Raw genomic sequence first — 20,425 nt, 5'->3', positions numbered from 1 at the left:
CCGTTGACCATTACATGTTGGGATGCAGCTTATTTCGACGGGCAAAGATAATCCTGGCCGGGATTGAACTGATACATAGGATACGAAAAGGGCAATACAGAACCTGCAAAGTGAGGGATTATCACCCGCGGAACACTCAATAACCGATAACGAAACTTTTGCCAATTTCATGTCACTGATGCGACAGAGCACAATTCCAGGCACCAGATTTTAGGGGTGAACCATTGACAATGAGAACATCTGTCTGCTATTTCATTTGCCAGGTTTTACCTCCCGTAAGCGTACGATATCGGGATGGATAATCTCACTGTAACTCAATAATAAGTAAAGGGAATTAGTTTATGAAGAAATCATTTATTGCCTTATTTCTAACATTCTCAGGTTTTGCCACATCCGCGTATGCACAAGATGAATTAACTTATAGCAAACTGATGATGAATCCAGATATAAAGACAGAGTTTAAAAAGATGATTGGGAAACAAAAGTTGCCTAAGTGGGTCACAGAAGGCGGCACGTATTCCCCTGGCTACAACGTTGAGATCGGTGGGAATAAATATGTGGTAATGACTTCATGTAAGCCCCATGATTGTGCTTCACAACGTATCGCTGTGCTCTATTCTCCTGAATCAAAAAGATTAGCAGGTGTATTTTCTACCACTGACGAGATGGAAACAAACCAAAAGCTGCAGTGGCTGAGTATTCCAGATGAGTTGTCTATTGATGGAAAAACCATCTTATTCGCGGCACTGACGGGGAGTCTTGATAATCACCCAAATAGCTTTAACTTAAAGTAAAGTAGGTAAAGGTGGTGGGTATTCGTCTACCACCGTACTTTGCCCAAAGCGCTACATTAAATCAGGTCCCGTTAGTGCTGGAAGTATCACCAAAGACGATTTACAAATATATTCCAGCAGCCGAACAGGGGGAATGACGTTTTGTGACGCCACCATAAAGTGGATTAGTCGATACGCAAGCTGGGCAGTGCCATGTCGTAAGATATTTTCAAACTTGATAGTTGGCTAAGAGCGAAGAGCAGGTCTTAACTCTTCGCATCCGCAACATAGATTGTCATCGACTTAATCACTTTAACAGTAACCGTACCCCCAGAAATGCCATGAATCCTCCGCTTAATTTATCTATAAACTTGCGGTATCTAATGTAAGCCTGACGTGGTCGGTCGGTTGATAATAAGCATGAAACAAGTGCATACCAGAGCACATCAATAATGAACGCCATTAAAGGCAGGATAATATACATGGCAGGCTGAATATTAGTGGTAAGCGCTGCGGAAAAAATACTGGCAAATACCAGAGCGGTATGGGGGTTGCTGATTTGGGTAAATACGCCAGTAGTAAAAGCTTTTGATATGCTGACATCCTCTGTGCCTACTGAATGGGTAATTCTGCCGGAAGGACGACGAAACATTTTCAGCGCCAGCCACAAAAGATAACAACCACCGGCAATCTTCAGGCTCGTATAAAGTGACGGAACCAGAGTCAGCAGGGTATGAAGGCCCGCTAACGCAATGACCGCAAAGACAAGCGCACCAAAGCCCATCCCCACGGCCACCGCTAATGCCGCACGTCTCGAACTGGACATGGCTGTTCGCGCAACGAGCAGAAAACTGGCTCCCGGGCTCATTGCACCCAGAAGGATAGCCAAGCCAATTGCAGAAAGTGCAATCAAATCATATGTCATAATTTTACTCCAGCCATTTAATTTACCCTTCAGTTCTCTCATTGCGTGATCCGCGCACCTCATGAACCGAGCTCAATTTCAACATAACACGATGTCACCCACTTCCGCTTTCACTCAAGCGGACATCCTGGCCTATTAGCTTGAGTGATGGGCATTCCACTCATCACGAGTCATTTCCCACAACTCTGAGTCCAGAAGGCCGCTGACGAACTGTTTCTTTTCCGTTTTGATTAGGCGCATACCGCTGCTGACTGAAATGCTCTGAGAACGGAGATTTTTAGTTGCTTTTGGAGCACGCAATACTGCCCTGTTCAAAGTGTTAAACCAGTAATCTGTCGCCGCAAGACTGGCTTCGCGCATTAATCCGCGCCCCTGATATTCAGGAACCAGCCAAAAGCCACGATTATTATCTTCTTCATCATCTAGGCAGATAACACCTATTAAATTGTCAGGATTATCCCGGTGCCGTATGGTCCAAACCCAGGCGACTCCTTTTGCCATAGCTGGCAGCGCGACGTTATTAACATAGTGCGCTGCACCATCGTCAGGATAGGGCCAGGGAACCGATGCCACCATATAACGGACAATTTCCCAGCGTGGAAAGCGTTCTTGAATTTGTGATGCATCCTCAGCAACTATTGGCTTTAACAGTAAACGCTCTGTTTCCAGCGTGGGTACTTGCATGGCTCTTTTCCTTACTGGTTAATATATCCGTGACCATTTTTTACTGATTCAATATTTACTGTGATTTATAGGGATGTACAGAAGATATTCAGGTAATCGGGTGGAAGACCAGAACCCGCTACGACGAAGCGAAGCTTTTGCTGGCACTTGAAGCGCGACGCTCGCCTTTACTTAGGCCATAAAAAGCTTGTTGGATGTCTCAGGGCGTGAAGCGGACTTTTAGTCCAAGGGTATAAATGTATTTCTGACTGCTAAAAGACATTTATAAAAATTTAATGTCTTACCCTAGAGGGATAAAATTACTTGATCAAGGCATCGCGCATGTGGCCTGCCTCCTCCAAGTAAGATGGGAAAGCGCGTAATAATCATTTGGTCGATCAGATCTTCATTGAGGAAATTTTGAATTGTTCGCGCCCCGTTTCAGGGAATAACAGAAAGCGGAGCGGCCGCGACGAAGGGCACTTTATGGCTTTCCCGCAGCGTGGCTCACATTCAATGCTCAACGGTGACCGGCCTCACTATTAATTAACATACTGTGGATTTTGTCATGACCGCTTCTGGCACTTAGCAGGTGGTCAAATCTAATTAACCCAGAGTAGAAAAGGGGGCAGACTAAATACTAATCAGTAAAAATAAATGCCCTGATTCATTGCCAAAATATTTTCTGATAAGAACCAATGCCTTTCCTAGAAACCGTCCAAAAGCCATGACTCAGCCCTTCACAAGCGATAACTCATAAATTATGCTGTATGCATATACAGTTTGCTGGGCTTTCATCATGCGTTTTCACTCCCTCTCGCCGCTGCGCGAAATTGTTCCTATCCCGTTGTTTAATGCAACGATCCCGGCTGGCTTTCCCAGTCCGGCGGCGGATTACGTTGATAGGCCAATCGATCTGAATGAGCTTTGTATTGCTCATCCGGCAGCGACTTATTTTGTCCGGGTGACCGGTAATTCAATGATTGGGGCGGGGATTTTTGACGGTTCGCTGCTGGTGGTGGATCGCAGCATTTCCCCGAGCCACGGCGATATTATCATTGCCTCTGTTGCCGGTGAATTCACGGTCAAGCGGCTGTGCCTGCGGCCTGTCGTACAGTTAGAAGCGATGAATCCTGATTATCCGCCGATAGTTCTGCACGATGGCGGGGATGATTTGGAAACTTTTGGCGTTGTCCGTTTCGTTATCAATGAGGCATCCGGTGTTTGCCCTGGCTGATGTAAATTCGTTCTATGCGTCCTGCGAAGCCGTATTCCGGCCAGATTTGCGCGGGCGGCCTGTGGTGGTGCTCAGCAATAATGATGGCTGCATTATCGCCAGAAATCAGGAAGCGAAGGCTCTCGATATCAAAATGGGTGGGCCATATTTTAAGCATCGACAGCTTTTCGAGCGGCACAATGTGGCGGTATTCAGCAGTAATTACGAGCTTTACGCGGATATGTCCAACCGGGTGATGACTGTGCTGGAAGATATGGCTCCATCGGTTGAGATTTACAGTATTGATGAGGCCTTTCTGGATGTCAGCGGCGTAAGCAACTGCATGAGTCTGGAGCAGTTTGGTCGTAACGTGCGGGCACGGGTATTGTTATGGACCGGACTGACCGTGGGGGTCGGCATTGCCCAGACCAAAACGCTGGCCAAACTGGCGAACCATGCGGCCAAACAATGGAGCAAAACCGGCGGCGTGGTGGATTTATCCGATCCGCTCAGGCAACGCAAATTGCTGGCGATAACACCGGTGGAAGATGTCTGGGGAATAGGGCGGCGGATCGGTAAGAAACTCAATCTGTTAGGTATCAAAACGGCGCTGCAACTGGCCGATACCAGCCCACAGATAGCCCGCAAACATTTCAGCGTGGTACTTGAGCGAACGGTGCGCGAGCTGCGCGGCGAATCCTGCTTGGCGCTGGAAGAATTTGCACCGACCAAACAGCAAATTGTCTGTTCCCGTTCATTTGGCGAGCGAATAACTGACTATCAGGATATGCGTGAGGCAATATGTGGCTACGCCGTGCGCGCAGCTGAAAAGCTACGGGGAGAACATCAGTATTGCCGAGGTATCTCCGCTTTCATCAAAACCAGCCCCTTTGCGGTGAATGAAGCCTACTATGGCAACGTGGCCAGCACCCAACTCTATACGCCCACGCAGGATAGCCGAGATATTATAACCGCCGCCACGCGTTGTCTGGACAGTATTTGGCAGGATGGTCATCGCTACCAAAAGGGGGGCGTGATGCTGGGCGATTTCTACGGTCAGGGCGTGGCACAACTCGGGTTATTCGATGAAAACTCGCCGAAAGCCAATAGTGAACAGCTCATGGCAACGCTGGACAGAATAAACCAGTCAGGCAAAGGGAAAATCTGGTTTGCTGGGCAGGGCATACAGCGCGCATGGCAGATGAAGCGAGACATGCTGTCACCGGCGTACACTACTAGGTTGCGGGATTTATTGAAGGTGAGGGCTTGATGTTGTTTGGATTCATAGGCTGTTTTTTTCTGCATATCCTGTGCCCAGTTTCCGGCTAGGTATTCCCGCTCCGAGTAATCCCACCGAGATCACGGCGATTAATCAGTCAGCCGATTACGGCGAGGATGACCCAACCGACGACGATAGGTTCATGAAGCAGAAAATCCATGGGGAAATACACATTATTTAGTCGTGTGGGAAGAGGTTATTATTACACCATTAGAAAACGCGTATATCTATGCGGTAGAAAAACCAGGTCAGACAAAAATAGCGGAAAATTGCCACTCTATCGGAGATAGAGTTCTTTCTATGGGGGCTGGATTCAGACATGTACTCAAGCCAGATGCGTGGAAATTATTTAGGTATATTAAGAATGATTCTATTATAGGATAGGAATACTATGGTTGCTCCTGTTAGCCCACAAAAATATTGCAATTCCTCCGTATCTACGGACATATTCTATCCCGACGTCAATCGAAATATTTTTTAGACAATAACTCTTTTCCTTTTTAGGTTGAACTCCATTTGTACCATCGAGATAATGTGCTAATACTCTTGTTTATTTAAAATAATACAAGCTATTTGGTGTCTTTATCGCAAGGTAAAAACCTAAAAATAGGTCAATTAAAATAGCAAAAACAACAAAACTACCGGTAGGCTCATTGGCCAGGTTAAACCAATAAGAAGCGCAGTAAAAATCCGGATTTTCCATGAGGGATCAACGCTGGTCACCAGGGTGATAACCGTGGAGAGGGCCATTCCAACCCAGTAGATCATTTTTAAAGCGATCCATGCAGATGACATTGTAATTCCAAAGCCTTGTTAACGTACGGTGACACAGCAAATAATTAACAAAGATTTTACGCCCACCGATTTTAGATCGCCAGCCTTAATCAGGACGAAAACGTACATTCGTATTTTTTTCTGTTCAAAATATGCACAATACAGATTTCCATTTCTGCACGCGTCGAAAAGTCCGTTGGGAGTCAGTCTAAGTTTTGTGATAGGAATTATTGCAATGATCGGAACAGCGTCTAAGGTGAATAGGTTATGTAAGCCGTATTCCCGATGACTTCTGACCATGGATAATCCTGTGATTACACTTTATTCTGACGCTGATTTTTTTAGTCCGTATGTAATGTCCGTTTTTGTTGCCTTAACCGAAAAACAACTTCCTTTTGAGCTGAAAAAAATCAATCTTTCGGATAATGAAAATATGCAGCAGAGTTACGCCCAACTCTCTTTCACTCGCCGTGTACCAACTTTGATTATTGATGACTTCCGAATTTCAGAATCGTCGGCTATTACTGAATATTTGGATGAAGCTTTTCCTGCCCCTGCTTATCAATCCCTATACCCGAACATGATGCAGCAAAGAGCTAAAACCAGAGAGATTCAGGCGTGGTTACGCAGTGATTTATTATCCATACGATTAGAAAGGCCCACAGAAGTGCTGTTTGGTGGGATGAAGTGCCCGCCGTTATCGACTATTGCCAGTAACGCGGCGGATAAACTATTCGCAGCCGCCAATTGGCTACTGGCTGATGGACAGGATAATTTGAACGGAGAATGGTCTATTGCCGATACTGATTTAGCTTTGATGCTTAATCGTTTAGTGATGAATGGGGATGATGTACCGGCTAATTTACAGCGTTATGTGTCCTATCAATGGCAACGCCCTTCAGTTCAGCAGTGGTTAACGCTGTCCAAATAAGCCACTACCTATTCGTGAGATCACTACCTATTCGTGAAATAGTGAAGGATGTATTTCGTGGCTGTCAGCTGCAATTATCTGATGACGAATATTGAAACTGTAGCAGCCTGCATTTAGATCTAAGGCTGTATTTCCCTGTTAATTATTCAGGATACCTGAACCCTGTAGGTTGGGTTGCCGTCTTGGGTAACTTGGTAGGCAGTGACATGCAGACATTCTTTAATGATCACACTGTTGTTTTTTAATCCGGTTCGAGAGATAAACGCCTCACCTCCAATACCGGATAAGATCAGTCTAGCCGACGGGCCGAAAAGGTTGATTTTTGCTCGATCATTTTTTGTCTGCGTCAGACAAGCTACTTTATTTTTGTTCATTTTAACTTCGATCAATGAAAGGGTGTCGTCCGAATTTACTAAAAAGAAGTCGGGCACTATCCGCTGACCCTCTGGGTTTTCAAAACGAACCTCTCGTCCCCAGCTTATAATATGTTCGTTGCGACATAAGAATAATGCTATTTCTATTTGTAACCAGTTTTCCCAACCGGTGATATCCATATCGCTAATTAGTCGTAGTTTGTGTTTAAAATCGGGATGATCAAAGAAAGTCTTAAGGGCTAGTGCGTAACTCATTGAAGCTCCATGGCGAATCGGTTAATTATTAAGTCAGAAAAAGGGCCGGGAAGCGTAGTGTAAATCGAATTTATCTGGCGTTATGCGATAATTAACGCACTGTTTATCGGTATTTTTATCTCTTACAATCGGTGATTTGCTCTTTGAGAGTGTATCTGCAATTTTATGGCGATGAGAATCAAGGCTGAAAAGTGAGAGAACAGGTCGCTAGAGCGGCTTGGAAGTACTGCGAGAGAATTCTGAACAATTAGCGCTGCCGGAGATTGTATCTTTTACCGCGTTAATTAATTTACGTTCTCAAACCGTGATGGAACGTTTAGGGTTGGAGCGGCAGAAACCCGATTTTGATCACCCCGGCGTTGCTGTAGGTTATCCATTACGTAAACATTGTTGGTATCGTGTGACGTGAGAACAGTGGATAACACGCTAAACGACTTTTCTGTCATGGTGAAAAAAGTAGTATATTGATAGATAAAGCAGGCTAGCGTGTCAGGCGGAAATTAAAATGTTCAATCGCATTAAAACGGCACGTTTTGTTAGCGTAATCTTAGCGATCGTTTTCCTGGGCGCCTGTAGCCAATTACCACGTAACCCTTTGCCGGTCGAATTAATGGACGAAGCTGAAATTCCCGGTATGCCAAATATTCGCGCGGCTGCTGGTCATATCAGCCCGATCTTCGAAGCAGATTTATTGCAATCTTATAAAGATGAACGACCGGATCAATTCCTCCGTCCTGACGGTCAGCGAGTCTATCCGCATTTAGCGCTATCCGGCGGTGGGCCTAACGGCGCATTTGGCGCAGGTTTTTTAAATGGCTGGAGTAAGACCGGTAAGCGGCCAGTGTTTAAAGTGGTAACTGGCGTATCGACTGGCGCGTTAATTGCGCCTTTTGCATTTTTAGGCAGCGATCACGATCAGGCGTTACACGATTTTTATACCACGACGACGACGCGAGATATATTTCATCTCGATAACTTATTATTCCGTCTTTTCTTCCGTGAGGCCCTAGCGGATACCAGCCCACTGTCACAGCTAATTGATGGCCATATTACTGCGCAATTATTGCGTGAAATAGCGGTGGAATATCGTCATGGTCGTCGTTTGTATATCGGAACGGTGGATCTCGATTCTCAACGCTTTTTTGTCTGGAATATGGGGCTGCTCGCCACAAAAGGCACGCCGGAATCATTAATACTATTTCGCAAGATAATGCTGGCATCGTCCTCCGTGCCGGTGGCGTTTGCTCCGGTCTTTTTCGACGTGGTGGCCAAGGGTAAACATTATGACGAAATGCATGTTGATGGCGGCGTCGGAGCCAGAGTGTTTTATAACGGCGGCGTATTCAGCGGCAAAATTGTGCGCGCCAGAGCCGGTATTACGAATAGCAAAGAAGATATTTATATAATCCACAACGGCCAGCTCGGGCCACGTCCTGAACCTACGCCTCGATTGGTTCGGAATATTGCCATGCGTACTTTGGATTCTTCGAGTAAAGCTACGGTGGTCGGGGATTTATACCGTATTTATGCGTTCTCCCTAGCCGAGGGAGCCGATTTTCATTGGATCACTATTCCATCAAATCTTGATATCAATGGAGCCGAAATCTTTGATCCAGTGAAGATGGAGAAACTTTATCAGGCAGGCTACGCCGAGGCGCTGCGTGGCCCTGTATGGTCATTGCGACCGCCGGGAACGATCGAAATGGATGTGCTGCTCAGCGAGGCCGCGGCACAGCAGGCTAGCGAGACAAAATGACTTCACTGACCGACTGTGGCTGGATAACGGCTGAACGGGCAGATTTATTGTTGCTGAAAGGGGCTGTTAATGTACCAGAATTTCAACGGTGAACTGACTTGGGCTGAACGCCATATGCCACGTACGCTGGCCGCAGTGGCGGCATTACCGGATCTCAGCCAGGTGCGTCTGGCCTGTAACATGCACCTGGATTTGAAAATGGCACCGCTGGTGGCCGGTTTATTGAGAAAGGGGGCGCGGGTTTATCTGACAACCTGTAACCCGACGACGGTACAAAATGATGTGGTGGAATATCTGGTATCTCAAGGCGCAGAAGCTCACGCCTGGCGAGACATGAGCGCTGAAGAATGGTCCGCTTCGTTCGATCGGGCGCTGGCATGGCAACCGACACACTTATGCGAAATGGGCGCTGATTTAACAACTCGGCTGCATCAGTCTCCTGATGGGCCTAAAATTAAAGCCGGCCTGGAAGCCACGGGCTCTGGTATTAGCCGTTTACAAGGTCTGGCTCCGCGTTATCCGATTTATAACTGGGATGATTTGCCGGTGAAAGAGGGGCTGCATAACCGCCATATGGTGGGGCTGACGGCTTGGCATACATTCTTCCAAACTACGCATCTAACCTTGCATGAGAAAAAAGTTGTGGTGATCGGCTATGGTCTGGTTGGGCAGGGCGTGGCGGCATCGGCTAAAGCGTATGGTGGTCAAGTATCTGTGGCAGAAATAGATCCTGCCAGAGCCTTACAGGCGCGTTATGACGGCTGGCAGGTTGTTGATTTGGCTGACGCTGTCAAAGAAGCGGACGTGATTGCTACCGCGACCGGTGCGAAAAATGTACTTTCCGGCGCTCGTCTGGCTGATGCCAAAGATGGGGTGTTTATTCTCAACGTGGGTCACGTTGCAGAAGAGATTGATACCGCTTTCTTAAAACAGTACCCGAGCAGTGAGCCGATGCAGCACGTTTTCGCCTATTCGGTTGGAGAGAAAACTGTGTATCTGCTGGCCGATGGTTCCATGTTTAATTTGACCGCGGGTTATGGCGATAGCCTGAATGCTTTTGATGTCACACTGGCTGTGATGGCCGCGGGGATTGGGCATATTGTTGGTGCAGGGGAGTCTGCGGAGGCGGCGGTGTATTTATTACCGCAGTCAGCTTGGAAGTCGGTGCTCTAACGCACCTTGCTGATATCAACGGGGGTCGATGGATTTCGGTCGGCCGCCGGATTTATTGCAAAAAGAAAACGGTTGAGTTATCGATTGCCGCTGCCGCCACATAGACGATGAACAGCAGGTATAAAAAGAGATTATTGGTCATGTTGCACCTCCATTATCCTGAACGGATAACGTCTCTGAATACTGACTGTGACATCATATGAGCGATAAGTGAACAAAAAATGAACAGTCAGTGAAAGATTAATGACAGTGAGGCGAGTATTAGCAATATTTCTAATGAAGAAATTGCTTTGATGGAGAATTGTTTAGATTGAATTGGACTATTTATCAGACACTTGGTGTAATTTAAAAACAATTTAACCAGCATGTGATCAAGAGGGCAGTGATTGTGCTACACTATGCGGCCGATAATCAAGGATAAATCATGAAAAAAGTCTCAATTATTGCTCAGTGCTTAGTAAATGCTAAGAGTTTCAGTGAGATGTCAGAAGCTGAATCCTCGATCAAAAAAGTATTCAATGATAGCTATAGCGATCACTCATTTGACGAATGGAATACCGAAGTTTCCGCGTTGAGTGCCAAGCGAGTTATCAGCCTGGTTGCTGGGTCATCCAAGGTTCGCGTCAGAGGTTTAATTCAGGAACTGTGGAATCACTGATCCTGCTCTGATACTTAACTCCTCTCTGATTTTTCACTGCGTAGAGCATGCCTGTCATGCCACGTGGTGAAAAGTAGACCTTCCTGTTGCAGCGGTAACTCACCGCCGTTCTCTCTTCTCGGGCTGGCACGATCTCTAAACTGCTTTATAAAGCACAAATTTTAACCAATGACGGCGTTGGCACAGTTTCTTTGGCGCGGTTCACGTAACTTCATGACATAGACAACCACGAGGTAAGATTATGTCATTGATCGATAGCTTCAGAAGACTGATCAGCAAGGCTCAAACTAAAGTCACTTGCCCTGAATGCGGTAAGGCATCTCAGCAGGATACAGAAAAAGTGCAGAAAAATAAGGCGTTGGTTTGTCTAAAGTGCGGCAGCCTATTTTTGCCCAGCGATCAAAAACGTTAACCAAATACCATCGCTGCCCAGCGTAATAGCAGCAGAGCCAGGCAAATGCATAACAGTACCAGGAACATTTTCCAGTGCTTTTTATGTAATCTTTTGGTTACCATCATTTTCCTCTTATCTATCTGGTTCATTTACGTCAGTATAGTAACGAAAAACTATGCTGATGAGCAGATATACTCTGTGCGCATTGCTTGAGATAAAGTGTAATATGCGTTGTATCAATAATGTAAGAAATAGAATTCGAAATAAGGAAAATCATGGCCACTAGCCTTCCTCAAAAATATGAAAATGCTGAGCGTTGGGCATTTGGTGATACTGAAAGCGTCGCAGATGAGCTATTGGCGCTGGTATTGCAAGGCGTAAAAACGGCCACTTGTGCCTCTTTAGATGGAGATGGCGTACCGCAGGTGGGCGATGTATTTGTGGTAGTGAATGGAAAAAATGTGCCGGCCTGTGCCGTTGAACTGACGGAAGTGGATCTCAAAACCTACGATCAGGTCGATGAAGCACATGCTTTTGCCGAAGGTGAAGGGGATCGTACTCTGGCCTATTGGCGTAAAGAACATCAGCGCTTCTTTGAGGCTTATGATATGTTCTCACCTGATATGACATTGATCTGCATGAAATTTAAAGTGATTGAGACGTTTTGATTTTAGTCTGAAAACACGACTTGTTCGGCAGGAATAAATAATCTAACGATTCGATACGAATACTGCCCGATAAGGGTTAAAAATATTGAGGGAAAACCCGCCGTCTGTCACCTCGTGTTATTCGACGGACGGGTTTTCTTGCTAACCAACTATGTCATCCTCATTACCCAGGCATCCTGATGCCGATCATAATGTTTCTTATACAACAACGTTTGTTTCCCATCCAAGAGCGCCGGAACGCTGGTGTGCTCATCCCAACCGTCTAATTGCGTGCAAAGATCTGGATCTGATTTGCAGGGAATACTAAGCGTATTTTCCCCTTTGGTCTGCTGAGGGGATATTTGCGCATCATCAATCTCAAAACTGCCTATTTTTAATACTGACTTTCTCATTGAAACTCCTGGAGATTATGGTGGTAGGAGGTGTGACCAGATAAGGCCGCATTATTGAGAATAGCCGAGGTTATTAAAAGCGCCAAATGCAGACGTAGAAAAATACGGGTTTTTATTCGGCCAGTTTCTGGATGTTATATTGGTTACGCCCATTATTTTTCGAGAAATACAGTGCCTTATCCGCCGCTAACAGCAGATGAGATTGATCGATGTCGGGTGAGTGCACTAATGGATGATAAAAACTGGCACCAATGCTGATTGTCACTTTCTGGAATTCGCTGTCCGCATGTTTAATACCCATGATACGAATGGATTCCAAAATATGTTTAGCGACCAACGCTGCGCCAGCTTCGTCGGTATCGGGGAGAATTGCGGAAAACTCTTCTCCTCCATAGCGAGCGACAATATCCGTACTGCGTTTTAGTGATTTTCTTAAGGCGCGGGCAACCAATCTCAGGCAGGCATCACCAGAAACGTGGCCGTAGTGGTCATTAAAGTTTTTGAAATAATCAATATCGATCATCAATAATGCCAGTGGCGTATCTGTACGCTTGGCACGTAGAAATTCGTGAGATAAAACCTTCTTGAATTCCCGTCTATTCGGTAATTTGGTTAATGAGTCAGTGCGTGCCTGAATCTCCAGACGTCGATTGGCTTTAACCAGCTTTAGCTCCAGCAGCTTACGCTCATGAACATCTTCCGCCGTGCCATACCAGCAAATAACGTTACCGTCAGTATCCAGGCTTGGCGTGGCGCGAATTCGCATCCAGTTCCAGCCCTTTTCAACGTGGCAAAAACGGATTTCAATATCGAGAGATTCGCCGGTGCGCAGCGAATGCTCCCAACTGACCAGCGCGATATGCCGATCCTCTGTATGAATGGTTCTAACCCATTCATCTTCCAAGGCCTGTTTGCGAGTAAAACCGGTTATTTTTTCAAATCGGCTGCTGATATCGGTAATTCGGCCGTCGGGTGCCGCGGTCCAGGGAATTTGTGGGTTCAGCTCCACCATATTACGGTAATGTTCTTTGCTACTGCGCAGCGCGGCTTCCATTTGTTTCAGGCAACTGATATCTATCATGGCGACGGATAATCCGGTTACCCGGCCTTGGGTATCTCGAGCCGCTTTCATGCGAATAAAAAAAATGTGTTTCTCGCCGGGCATCTGAAATTCAGCGTCCAGAATATTTTCGTTATTATAAGCCCGCAGTAGAGCCTGACGTAGAATAGGAACAATGCTCGGCATGATCTCAACCACTTTTCGACCGTTAATTTCATTGGCGTGTTTACCTAATAAATTCGCCAAATAATCGTTAATGGTGACGTAGCTCAGAGTGGTATCAACAAAACATAATCCGGCGGGAGCGTTGGAATAGATAGATTCTAATTCAAATAAGCGCTGTGGGGCGTTGATAGGAAAATTTGTCAAGTCGCGATCTATACCTCTATAACCTTTGAATTCGCCGTGCTCATCAAATAACGGAACTCCGCTGGTTTCGAGTAAGATTTCAGAACCATCAATGCGGAGATTACGATTTTTTAAACCAGAAAAAGGGCGACGCTCGGCGCTGATTTTGCTGAAAACATCCATGAATCGCTGTGCTTCATCCTTGGGCATAAAATCATATAATGATTTACCGATAATTTCATGGGGCGCTCGGCCAAAGAACTCTAGGCATTTAGAGGATGAAAAGGTGTAGTGGGCATTAGCGTCAATTTCCCAAATCCAGTCTGAGTTATTCTCGATAATATCGCGCAACTTATTTATTTGTTGGCGTAGAGTCATCGTCAAAGACTCATTTTTATTTTCATCATCTGGCATGATGTCACTCCTGTTTGAGCACGACTTCCTTGAGTAAGAAAAACTGTCACCATATTCTGGCTTGCTGATTGTATATCAGCCATAAAATGAATACAGCTTATTAGGAGTAATCTGAGCGGCTGGTGTTGAATTAATCCACTATTTTATAATGACAAAACATTAACCAAAGTAGAAACATAAGTAAATTTTCAGAATAATGTTTTGTCAGCTTTAAATTTATCAGCACCCTCGGTAGGGAAACTAAATATTTAGGCGTTAATGGGTTAATTCATTATTACAGAATAGGCTAAATCTGTATTAATTACTGCGAACTCATCTCTGCGTTTGGACCTCGGTGGTTCATTGATTTTTATTCATTTTTTATGATGCCAGGTAAAACACCAGACTGTCCATGCTACGAATAATAGGTGACGTTATCATTTTTTGTTATATACAAAGTTAATTCTTTTGATGTGTTATCGGAAATATTGAGCGGTTTTAGGCTAAATCTATTCATCTAATTTAAGTGTTCGTCAGGTTTTAATATGAATAATTGGTAATGGATTCTTCTATAAAAAACGAGTTTGACCGAATGTCTATGCTGACAGGGTTAGGATTTTATGCCAAAAAGAGATTGATTGTTGCTGCGTTAAGACAAGAAAATAATACTCGGTCAATATGCAGAGAAATATGGCCAGGCCATAATTAGAATGCGTAATGACACCCTAGGGCTTTCATATAATCATCAAGGAGTCTGACTCGAATCTTGTTTACCTCAGGTTTCCTCTTCTTCTTTTTTAGCATATCGGATTCTTTAAAAAAACGCCGGATGGCCACAAACGACCTATCCGGCGAGCTTATTTAGAGAGGCTAGAAGCGAGGAATCGCTGTACCCCAATTGCGCCAATCTTTAGGTTCTTCAGTATTCAGCAAGAAATGCTGATTGACCGAAGCCTTCGGTGCCAATGGCGTTGTCGGTGGCGTTGCAAAGGCGATACCGCCGCGAATAAATTGCTGGAAGGTGCCGCTTTTCACTACGCCGCCGGTTAGACCAAACTGTAGGTTATAGCCGGAAGCCAGCCAGAACACGCTGTTTTGCCGAACGAGCTGTTGGTATTTCTTACTGATTCGCAGCGAAACCTGTACTCGATCTGACATCGCGCCAAGATTGAATCCGGTGACCGTACCGACCTCCATTCCGCGGAACAAGACCGGCGTGCCGATCTGTAATGAACCGGCTTCGGCAGTATCCAGCACGATGCTCAGACCGTCTAGATAGCGCGAATCAGTAATGGTAGCGGTTTGTAGTTCGAAATTACGCAATGCCTGCCCACGCCCCGGTTCCACGTTAATATACGGCTGGAGTAGGGTGTCCAGGTTATTGACGCCGGCGGCGGAAATTTCCGGTGAAACGATAGAGAAGCGGGTGCCGAAGCGAGCAAAGCTCTCCACGTATTCTGGATAAAGTACCGCTTTGGCCAGAACTTCGTTGCGCTCGGCGGACAATTTCAGCGATTCGACCTGACCAATATCGATTCCCAGATAACGAATAGGCATACCTGCCGCCAGTTTGCTGGCATCGTAAGTGCGTAGCGTAATTTGGCTCCCCACGGCGCGGGCGGCGGTTTCTGTGGCATACAGGGTGCGTTTAACGCCTTTGCCCAAGGTTACGCCGTCGAGATTATCGAAGCTAATGGCGCCTTTGAGTGCCCGGTTCAAAGGCGAAGCTTGCACGGTGAGTCCGCTGCCGTTTAACTGTACTTTTGCTCCGCCCTCAGCCCAGAAGATACTTTTACTGCTCAACAGGTTACGGTATTCCGGCTGAATATAAACATCCACCTCAAACTCATTGGCTTTTGGGCGAACATTGACTATTTCGCCGACCTGAAACTTGCGGTACAGAACTACCGAGCCAGTTTGCACGTCGGGCAAGCTGCTGGCCGTTAGAGTGAGGGTCGTCGCAGGCAGGTTACCCAGAATACCGTCTTCAGCCTTTTCGCGACTGCTGTAGAGCGGATATTGGCTTTTCGGTTCACCTTTACCCCCGGCCAGCAGCTGAATACCGCCGTCAAACCATTCTTGTGCGCTGGCACCCTGAACATTGATGCCATCAATACCGATTTTGACGTCGATACGGCTGTTAACCACGAACTTGCTATCGTTATGCACCAAATGACGATATTTGGCCTCAATGGCAGCGGTAAAGGTGATACCGGAATCATCCAGCGTGCGGGTAATAACCTGCCCGATTTTAATGCCGTGCAGCACAATAGGTTGCCCGACATCAATACCGTAGCTTTGCGGCGCGGTGAGGGTTAACTTCAGTACATCCGGCTGCTGTAACAGGCTTTTGTTGCTATCTAGTACGATAAAGTGCTGTTGCGGCTCTCCGTCTCCGGGAACCAGCTCTAGCGTATTACCGGTCAATAATTCACTCAGCTTGGTATCATTGAGGCTGATACGTGGACTGTTCATTTCGATACGGCTGCCGGTACGCATAAGATCGACAACCGAAGGATCGATGGTCAGTTCGCCGGTGACCTTACTGTCTGGTTGCAATACCAGTTTGGTCAATGTACCAACCTGTAATCCCTGATAAATCAGCGGGGTACGGCCTTCAGCCAGATTATTGCCATTGGGTAAATCCAAGGTTATGGCTACGCCGCGGTTACTGTGGGCCAAATCGGGGTACAACTGGAACTGTTGATCGGTTTTGGCATCCTGGCTTTGCTGCGGTGAATCAAAGGCAATTGCGCCGTTAACCAAGGCCGCCAGACTCTCCATCTGGACTGACGCGCCGCTCAGGCTAAAATCGCCTTTAAAACCTGAGACATTCCAGAATCGGCTGTCATTTTTCACCAGATGAGCGAAGCGGCGATCAATCAGCACGTCAATGATTACACCATTGTTATCCGGCGCAATGTTGTAATCATAAACTTTGCCTACCGGAATTTTGCGGTAGTACACCAGAGAACCGGTATTGAGAGAGCCGAGATCTTTGGCGTTCAAATGAATCATCAGCTCGCCGGTATTCAGGCGGAATTTGGGTTGAGTATCTAACGCGGTGAAATGGGTTTGCGGTTTACCGTGGCCCGGCATCATACCGATATAGTTACCACCGACCAGTGCGTCTAACCCGGAAACCCCGGCCAGAGAGGCTTTGGGGGTAACCAGCCAGAATTGGGTCCCTTCTCGCAACGAGTCTTCCAAATCGTTTTTAATACTGGCAGTCACGACAATGCTGCGTAAGTCTTTGCTCAGACTGATGGATTGCACCGTGCCGACTTCAACCCCTTGATATCGAATAGGGGTACGACCGGCGACAATACCGGCGGCAGATTGAAAATCGATTGTGACTTCAGCTCCGCGATCTTGCCAGTTGGTATAAACCAGCCAGCCCGCAATCAGCAGAGCAATGAAAGGCAGCAGCCAGAAGGGTGAAATTCGGCGTTTGTGCCTAACCTGAGCCTCAGTCGGCGTATTCGGCGTTTCCTGTTGCATGTGCATCCCAAATCAATCGGCTATCCAGCCATTCAACGGCAAGAATAGTCAAAATTACCGCAGACCCAAAGTAAAAGGCAGCCGGTCCCATAGTGAACGAAAGTAGCTGATCTCTGTTGATCAGCGACATCATTAACGCAATAACGAACAAATCCAGCATTGACCAGCGGCCAATCCAGGTAATGACACGCATCAAACGCATACGGGTCTTCAAACTGTGCTGAGTTTTCAAATGAATACTCAGCAGCAAGGTAATCAGTACGATAACTTTAGTAAAAGGAACTAATACGCTGGCAATAAATACCACGGCGGCGATCGGCATATTGCCGGAGGAGGCCAGAGAAATCACGCCAGAGAAAATGGTATCTTCCATACGCACGCCGTTGGCGTAAACAATCGAGATTGGCAGCAGGTTGGCGGGCAATAGCAGCACCATAGAGGCAATCAACGCAGCCCAGGTTTTTTGCAGGCTGTGGCGGCGGCGATGGCGCAGCGGCGTGTGGCAGCGCGGACAGCGACCCTTGGCGTCAGGATGGCCGGTATAGTGGCAGGAGAGGCAAACCCGCAGCGTTTCCCTTGGCCCCGGCGGCTGTTCCTGCGGGTAAAAGCGTTCCCACAGTTGCTCCAGATTCAGGTGAATTAGCGTCAGAATACTTAATAAGGTTAGCGCCAGATAGGCCGTAAGCCCAAGCCCTGGGGAAATGTCGGCATATTCTTTGACTTTGATACAGGCAACAGCCATACCGATCAGATAGATGTCCAGCATCACCCATTCTTTTAATCTCTCCAGCATCAGTAACACCGGCCGCAAATTCATGCCGATACGGCTACCAATGCGCAGATAAAGGAGAGAAAGCGTCAGTGTGAGCGGCGCGCCAAAAATACAGAAAGCCACCATGCTGGCGGTTAAGGGGTCGCCTTGTTTGGTCATCTGCCAGATGCCTTCCAACAGACTGGCATCGATATGGGTGCCGAGCAGACGAATGCTGATTAAGGGTTCGCTAAAGGCAAAGGGCATCAACAGTAGCATTGCTACGGCCATTGCGGTTAGGCGAGTCAGGGACCAATCACGGCCGCTGACGACCTTGGCGCAACAGCGTGGGCAATAGGCGGCCTGATTACCTTGCATTGGTGGCAGGGTAAATAGGGCGTCACATTCGCAGCAGCGCTGTTCTCGCGCGGTGGAAAGAGGGCGGTAAATCGCTTCTATCTTCATAAATATCTAATCGATGGCTCCGCCGGTGATGAAAAGCCCAATAGCAATATGGGTAAATGCCGAACCAGGGTACAGAAAGTCGAGGTATATAATTTGGAGCACATTAAATTCGCAGCGCATCAAATTACGCTATAAATCAAATATAGTGTGCGACGGGGCTGAGCCGCGGTTTTTATTCTCGAACGTGACAGCATAACCCGTTGTGTGAACCCTGAAAATCAGTCAATTCCCTATTGTAGGGAACTCTTTTACTCAGTTAAAGATGATTAGCCTTGTGGCAATGTACATTTAATGCTTACTTTAGAGAGGCTAAGCACCGGTTGCCTCTGGCTATTCTTAGGTTTGTTAATGGTTACGACATGAAAAAAGAAGAATTCTACGCGGAATTAAAACGCGATATGAGAGCATTAATTGCTGGTGAGCATAATTTTATCGCTACACTTTCCAATGTCAGCGCGCTGTTGTATGAGCGCCTCGACGGGTTGAACTGGGCCGGTTTCTACCTGATGGATGGCAATCAACTGGTATTGGGACCGTTCCAAGGGAAAATCGCCTGTGTACGTATTCCCGTGGGTAAAGGCGTGTGCGGTACGGCAGTGTCAGAAAATCGCGTACAGCGGGTTGCGGATGTCCACGCTTTCCCCGGGCATATTGCCTGTGACGCCGCCAGTAATGCCGAAATTGTCCTGCCAATCGCGATAAACGGCGTTGTCATCGGGGTTTTGGATATTGACAGCACAGTTTATGATCGTTTCGATGAAGAAGACGAAAAAGGGCTGACGTCAGTCGTGGCGGGGCTTTGCGCCCATCTTGAACACTGTGACGTTGCGAAATATGTCACACAGACTGCAAGTTGATACACGGATAACGTGGCAATTGCTGGAGGCGTCATTATAATGACGCCTGTTCATGCCTGCGCTGGTTGGCAAACCCGTTGTAATCAGGAAATTTCATGGAAAATCAACCTAAGTTGAACAGTAGCAAAGAAGTCATAGCCTTTTTGGCCGAGCGATTCCCGCTTTGTTTCACCGCCGAAGGCGAAGCACGCCCATTAAAGATCGGCATTTTTCAGGATCTGGTGGAGCGAGTTCAGGGGGAAGAGAATTTAAGCAAAACGCAATTGCGTTCAGCCTTGCGTCTATACACCTCAAGCTGGCGTTATCTTTATGGGGTCAAAGTCGGAGCAGAGCGTGTTGATCTGGATGGCAACCCTTGCGGTGTGCTGGAAGAGCAACATGTCGAACATGCCCGCAAACAGCTGGAAGAGGCGAAAGCCCGTGTTCAGGCACAACGTGCTGAGCAACAAGCTAAAAAACGCGAAGCTGCCATTGCTGCGGGTGAAACCCCAGAGCCACGTCGCCCACGTCCGGCAGGTAAAAAACCTGCACCACGTCGTGAAGCAGGCGCTGCTCCGGAAGCTCGTAAGCCTCGTCAGCCAAATCGCCCACAGCAGGCCCGTGCTCCTCGCCCAGCGGCAGAAGAGAACCAGCCACGCCCTGTGCCGGTCACAGATATCTCGAAACTGCAAATTGGTCAAGAAATCAAAGTCAGAGCAGGCAAGAGTGCGATGGACGCAACCGTATTAGAAATCGCTAAAGATGGCGTACGGGTGCAGCTATCTTCAGGTCTGGCGATGATCGTGCGCGCAGAACACTTGCAGTTCTGATACGGAGGCC

Annotated in this window: 22 protein-coding genes and 2 pseudogenes; 14 read left to right on the top strand and 10 right to left on the bottom strand. The window is 47.0% G+C overall.

Annotated features, from left to right (window positions below; all coding sequences use genetic code 11):
• Both ACQ4OC_RS04730 and ivy read left to right on the top strand, forming a co-directional pair.
• A pseudogene (locus tag ACQ4OC_RS04730) lies at positions 1–214 on the top strand (hypothetical protein); the annotation flags it as partial.
• 127 nt (positions 215–341) lie between these two features.
• A complete protein-coding gene (ivy, locus tag ACQ4OC_RS04725) occupies positions 342–794 on the top strand; it encodes an Ivy family C-type lysozyme inhibitor (RefSeq protein WP_064518016.1) in 453 nt (150 codons plus the stop codon).
• A 286-nt stretch (positions 795–1,080) separates the two neighbouring features.
• On the opposite strand, the gene ACQ4OC_RS04720 is transcribed toward ivy, so the two are convergent.
• The 3 genes from ACQ4OC_RS04720 to ACQ4OC_RS04710 form a co-directional block, all read right to left on the bottom strand.
• A complete protein-coding gene (locus ACQ4OC_RS04720; protein ID WP_120806814.1) occupies positions 1,081–1,698 on the bottom strand; it encodes a LysE family translocator in 618 nt (205 codons plus the stop codon).
• A gap of 135 nt (positions 1,699–1,833) precedes the next feature.
• A complete protein-coding gene (locus tag ACQ4OC_RS04715; RefSeq protein WP_064518018.1) occupies positions 1,834–2,382 on the bottom strand; it encodes a GNAT family N-acetyltransferase in 549 nt (182 codons plus the stop codon).
• 285 nt (positions 2,383–2,667) lie between these two features.
• Positions 2,668–2,787, bottom strand: coding sequence for a hypothetical protein (locus tag ACQ4OC_RS04710; RefSeq protein ID WP_256966719.1), 120 nt, complete (start codon positions 2,785–2,787; stop codon positions 2,668–2,670).
• Between the two features lie 373 nt (positions 2,788–3,160).
• Here ACQ4OC_RS04710 and umuD point away from each other — a divergent pair, with 373 nt between their 5' ends.
• The 3 genes and pseudogenes from umuD to ACQ4OC_RS04695 all read left to right on the top strand — a co-directional run.
• Positions 3,161–3,598 carry a translesion error-prone DNA polymerase V autoproteolytic subunit gene (umuD, locus tag ACQ4OC_RS04705; RefSeq protein ID WP_064518020.1) on the top strand — a complete coding sequence of 146 codons (438 nt, stop codon included), beginning with the start codon at positions 3,161–3,163 and terminating at the stop codon, positions 3,596–3,598.
• A complete protein-coding gene (locus tag ACQ4OC_RS04700) occupies positions 3,582–4,847 on the top strand; it encodes a Y-family DNA polymerase (RefSeq protein WP_120806796.1) in 1,266 nt (421 codons plus the stop codon). The genes umuD and ACQ4OC_RS04700 overlap by 17 nt, the downstream gene beginning before the upstream one ends.
• A gap of 171 nt (positions 4,848–5,018) precedes the next feature.
• A pseudogene (locus tag ACQ4OC_RS04695) lies at positions 5,019–5,240 on the top strand (DUF4225 domain-containing protein); the annotation flags it as partial.
• Positions 5,241–5,471: 231 nt separating this feature from the next.
• Here the strand turns inward: ACQ4OC_RS04695 and ACQ4OC_RS04690 are convergent.
• Complete coding sequence (locus tag ACQ4OC_RS04690) at positions 5,472–5,651, bottom strand: GhoT/OrtT family toxin (RefSeq protein ID WP_064518027.1); 180 nt, start codon at positions 5,649–5,651, stop codon at positions 5,472–5,474.
• Positions 5,652–5,928: 277 nt separating this feature from the next.
• Here ACQ4OC_RS04690 and yfcF point away from each other — a divergent pair, with 277 nt between their 5' ends.
• Positions 5,929–6,561 carry a glutathione transferase gene (gene yfcF / locus ACQ4OC_RS04685; protein ID WP_064518031.1) on the top strand — a complete coding sequence of 211 codons (633 nt, stop codon included), beginning with the start codon at positions 5,929–5,931 and terminating at the stop codon, positions 6,559–6,561.
• A 146-nt stretch (positions 6,562–6,707) separates the two neighbouring features.
• Here the strand turns inward: yfcF and ACQ4OC_RS04680 are convergent, their stop codons facing one another.
• Positions 6,708–7,190 carry a hypothetical protein gene (locus ACQ4OC_RS04680; RefSeq protein ID WP_120806799.1) on the bottom strand — a complete coding sequence of 161 codons (483 nt, stop codon included), beginning with the start codon at positions 7,188–7,190 and terminating at the stop codon, positions 6,708–6,710.
• A gap of 217 nt (positions 7,191–7,407) precedes the next feature.
• Between ACQ4OC_RS04680 and ACQ4OC_RS04675 the strand changes: the two genes are divergently transcribed.
• The 5 genes from ACQ4OC_RS04675 (at position 7,408) to ACQ4OC_RS04655 (ending at position 11,189) form a co-directional block, all read left to right on the top strand.
• The gene (locus ACQ4OC_RS04675) at positions 7,408–7,599 is read left to right on the top strand and encodes a hypothetical protein (protein WP_064518036.1); all 192 of its coding nucleotides are present in this window, start codon (positions 7,408–7,410) and stop codon (positions 7,597–7,599) included.
• Between the two features lie 96 nt (positions 7,600–7,695).
• Entirely contained in the window at positions 7,696–8,946 is a 1,251-nt protein-coding gene (locus ACQ4OC_RS04670; protein WP_120806800.1) for a patatin-like phospholipase family protein, read from the top strand.
• Between the two features lie 69 nt (positions 8,947–9,015).
• Complete coding sequence (locus ACQ4OC_RS04665; RefSeq protein WP_120806801.1) at positions 9,016–10,119, top strand: adenosylhomocysteinase; 1,104 nt, start codon at positions 9,016–9,018, stop codon at positions 10,117–10,119.
• 424 nt (positions 10,120–10,543) lie between these two features.
• Positions 10,544–10,777, top strand: a complete 234-nt coding sequence (locus tag ACQ4OC_RS04660; RefSeq protein ID WP_049600573.1) for a hypothetical protein — start codon at positions 10,544–10,546, stop codon at positions 10,775–10,777.
• Positions 10,778–11,018: 241 nt separating this feature from the next.
• Positions 11,019–11,189: a YnfU family zinc-binding protein gene (locus ACQ4OC_RS04655; RefSeq protein ID WP_167349943.1), complete on the top strand. Its 171-nt coding sequence runs from the start codon at positions 11,019–11,021 to the stop codon at positions 11,187–11,189.
• Here the strand turns inward: ACQ4OC_RS04655 and yniD are convergent.
• Positions 11,186–11,293, bottom strand: coding sequence for a small membrane protein YniD (gene yniD / locus ACQ4OC_RS04650; RefSeq protein ID WP_235601050.1), 108 nt, complete (start codon positions 11,291–11,293; stop codon positions 11,186–11,188). The two genes, ACQ4OC_RS04655 and yniD, sit on opposite strands and share 4 nt — an antisense overlap.
• 153 nt (positions 11,294–11,446) lie before the next feature.
• Here yniD and ACQ4OC_RS04645 point away from each other — a divergent pair, with 153 nt between their 5' ends.
• Entirely contained in the window at positions 11,447–11,839 is a 393-nt protein-coding gene (locus ACQ4OC_RS04645) for an ASCH domain-containing protein (RefSeq protein ID WP_064518040.1), read from the top strand.
• A 149-nt stretch (positions 11,840–11,988) separates the two neighbouring features.
• Here the strand turns inward: ACQ4OC_RS04645 and ACQ4OC_RS04640 are convergent, their stop codons facing one another.
• From ACQ4OC_RS04640 to yebS, 4 genes are all read right to left on the bottom strand, one after another.
• Positions 11,989–12,231: a DUF1480 family protein gene (locus tag ACQ4OC_RS04640; RefSeq protein WP_120806802.1), complete on the bottom strand. Its 243-nt coding sequence runs from the start codon at positions 12,229–12,231 to the stop codon at positions 11,989–11,991.
• A gap of 112 nt (positions 12,232–12,343) precedes the next feature.
• Complete coding sequence (locus ACQ4OC_RS04635) at positions 12,344–14,053, bottom strand: sensor domain-containing diguanylate cyclase (protein WP_430970973.1); 1,710 nt, start codon at positions 14,051–14,053, stop codon at positions 12,344–12,346.
• A gap of 849 nt (positions 14,054–14,902) precedes the next feature.
• Positions 14,903–17,533: a PqiB family protein gene (locus tag ACQ4OC_RS04630; protein WP_064518046.1), complete on the bottom strand. Its 2,631-nt coding sequence runs from the start codon at positions 17,531–17,533 to the stop codon at positions 14,903–14,905.
• Positions 17,502–18,749: a membrane integrity lipid transport subunit YebS gene (gene yebS / locus ACQ4OC_RS04625; RefSeq protein ID WP_120806803.1), complete on the bottom strand. Its 1,248-nt coding sequence runs from the start codon at positions 18,747–18,749 to the stop codon at positions 17,502–17,504. The genes ACQ4OC_RS04630 and yebS overlap by 32 nt, the downstream gene beginning before the upstream one ends.
• 359 nt (positions 18,750–19,108) lie before the next feature.
• Here yebS and ACQ4OC_RS04620 point away from each other — a divergent pair, with 359 nt between their 5' ends.
• Both ACQ4OC_RS04620 and proQ read left to right on the top strand, forming a co-directional pair.
• Positions 19,109–19,606 (top strand): GAF domain-containing protein, encoded by a 498-nt coding sequence (locus ACQ4OC_RS04620; RefSeq protein ID WP_430970972.1) that lies wholly within the window; start codon positions 19,109–19,111, stop codon positions 19,604–19,606.
• Positions 19,607–19,701: 95 nt separating this feature from the next.
• A complete protein-coding gene (gene proQ, locus ACQ4OC_RS04615; RefSeq protein WP_064518052.1) occupies positions 19,702–20,415 on the top strand; it encodes an RNA chaperone ProQ in 714 nt (237 codons plus the stop codon).
• The last annotated feature ends 10 nt before the right edge of the window (positions 20,416–20,425 follow it).

This window comes from Yersinia sp. J1, assembly GCF_050586585.1.
Lineage (GTDB): Bacteria > Pseudomonadota > Gammaproteobacteria > Enterobacterales > Enterobacteriaceae > Yersinia > Yersinia entomophaga.
This window is presented reverse-complemented; position numbering and strand designations above follow the sequence as displayed.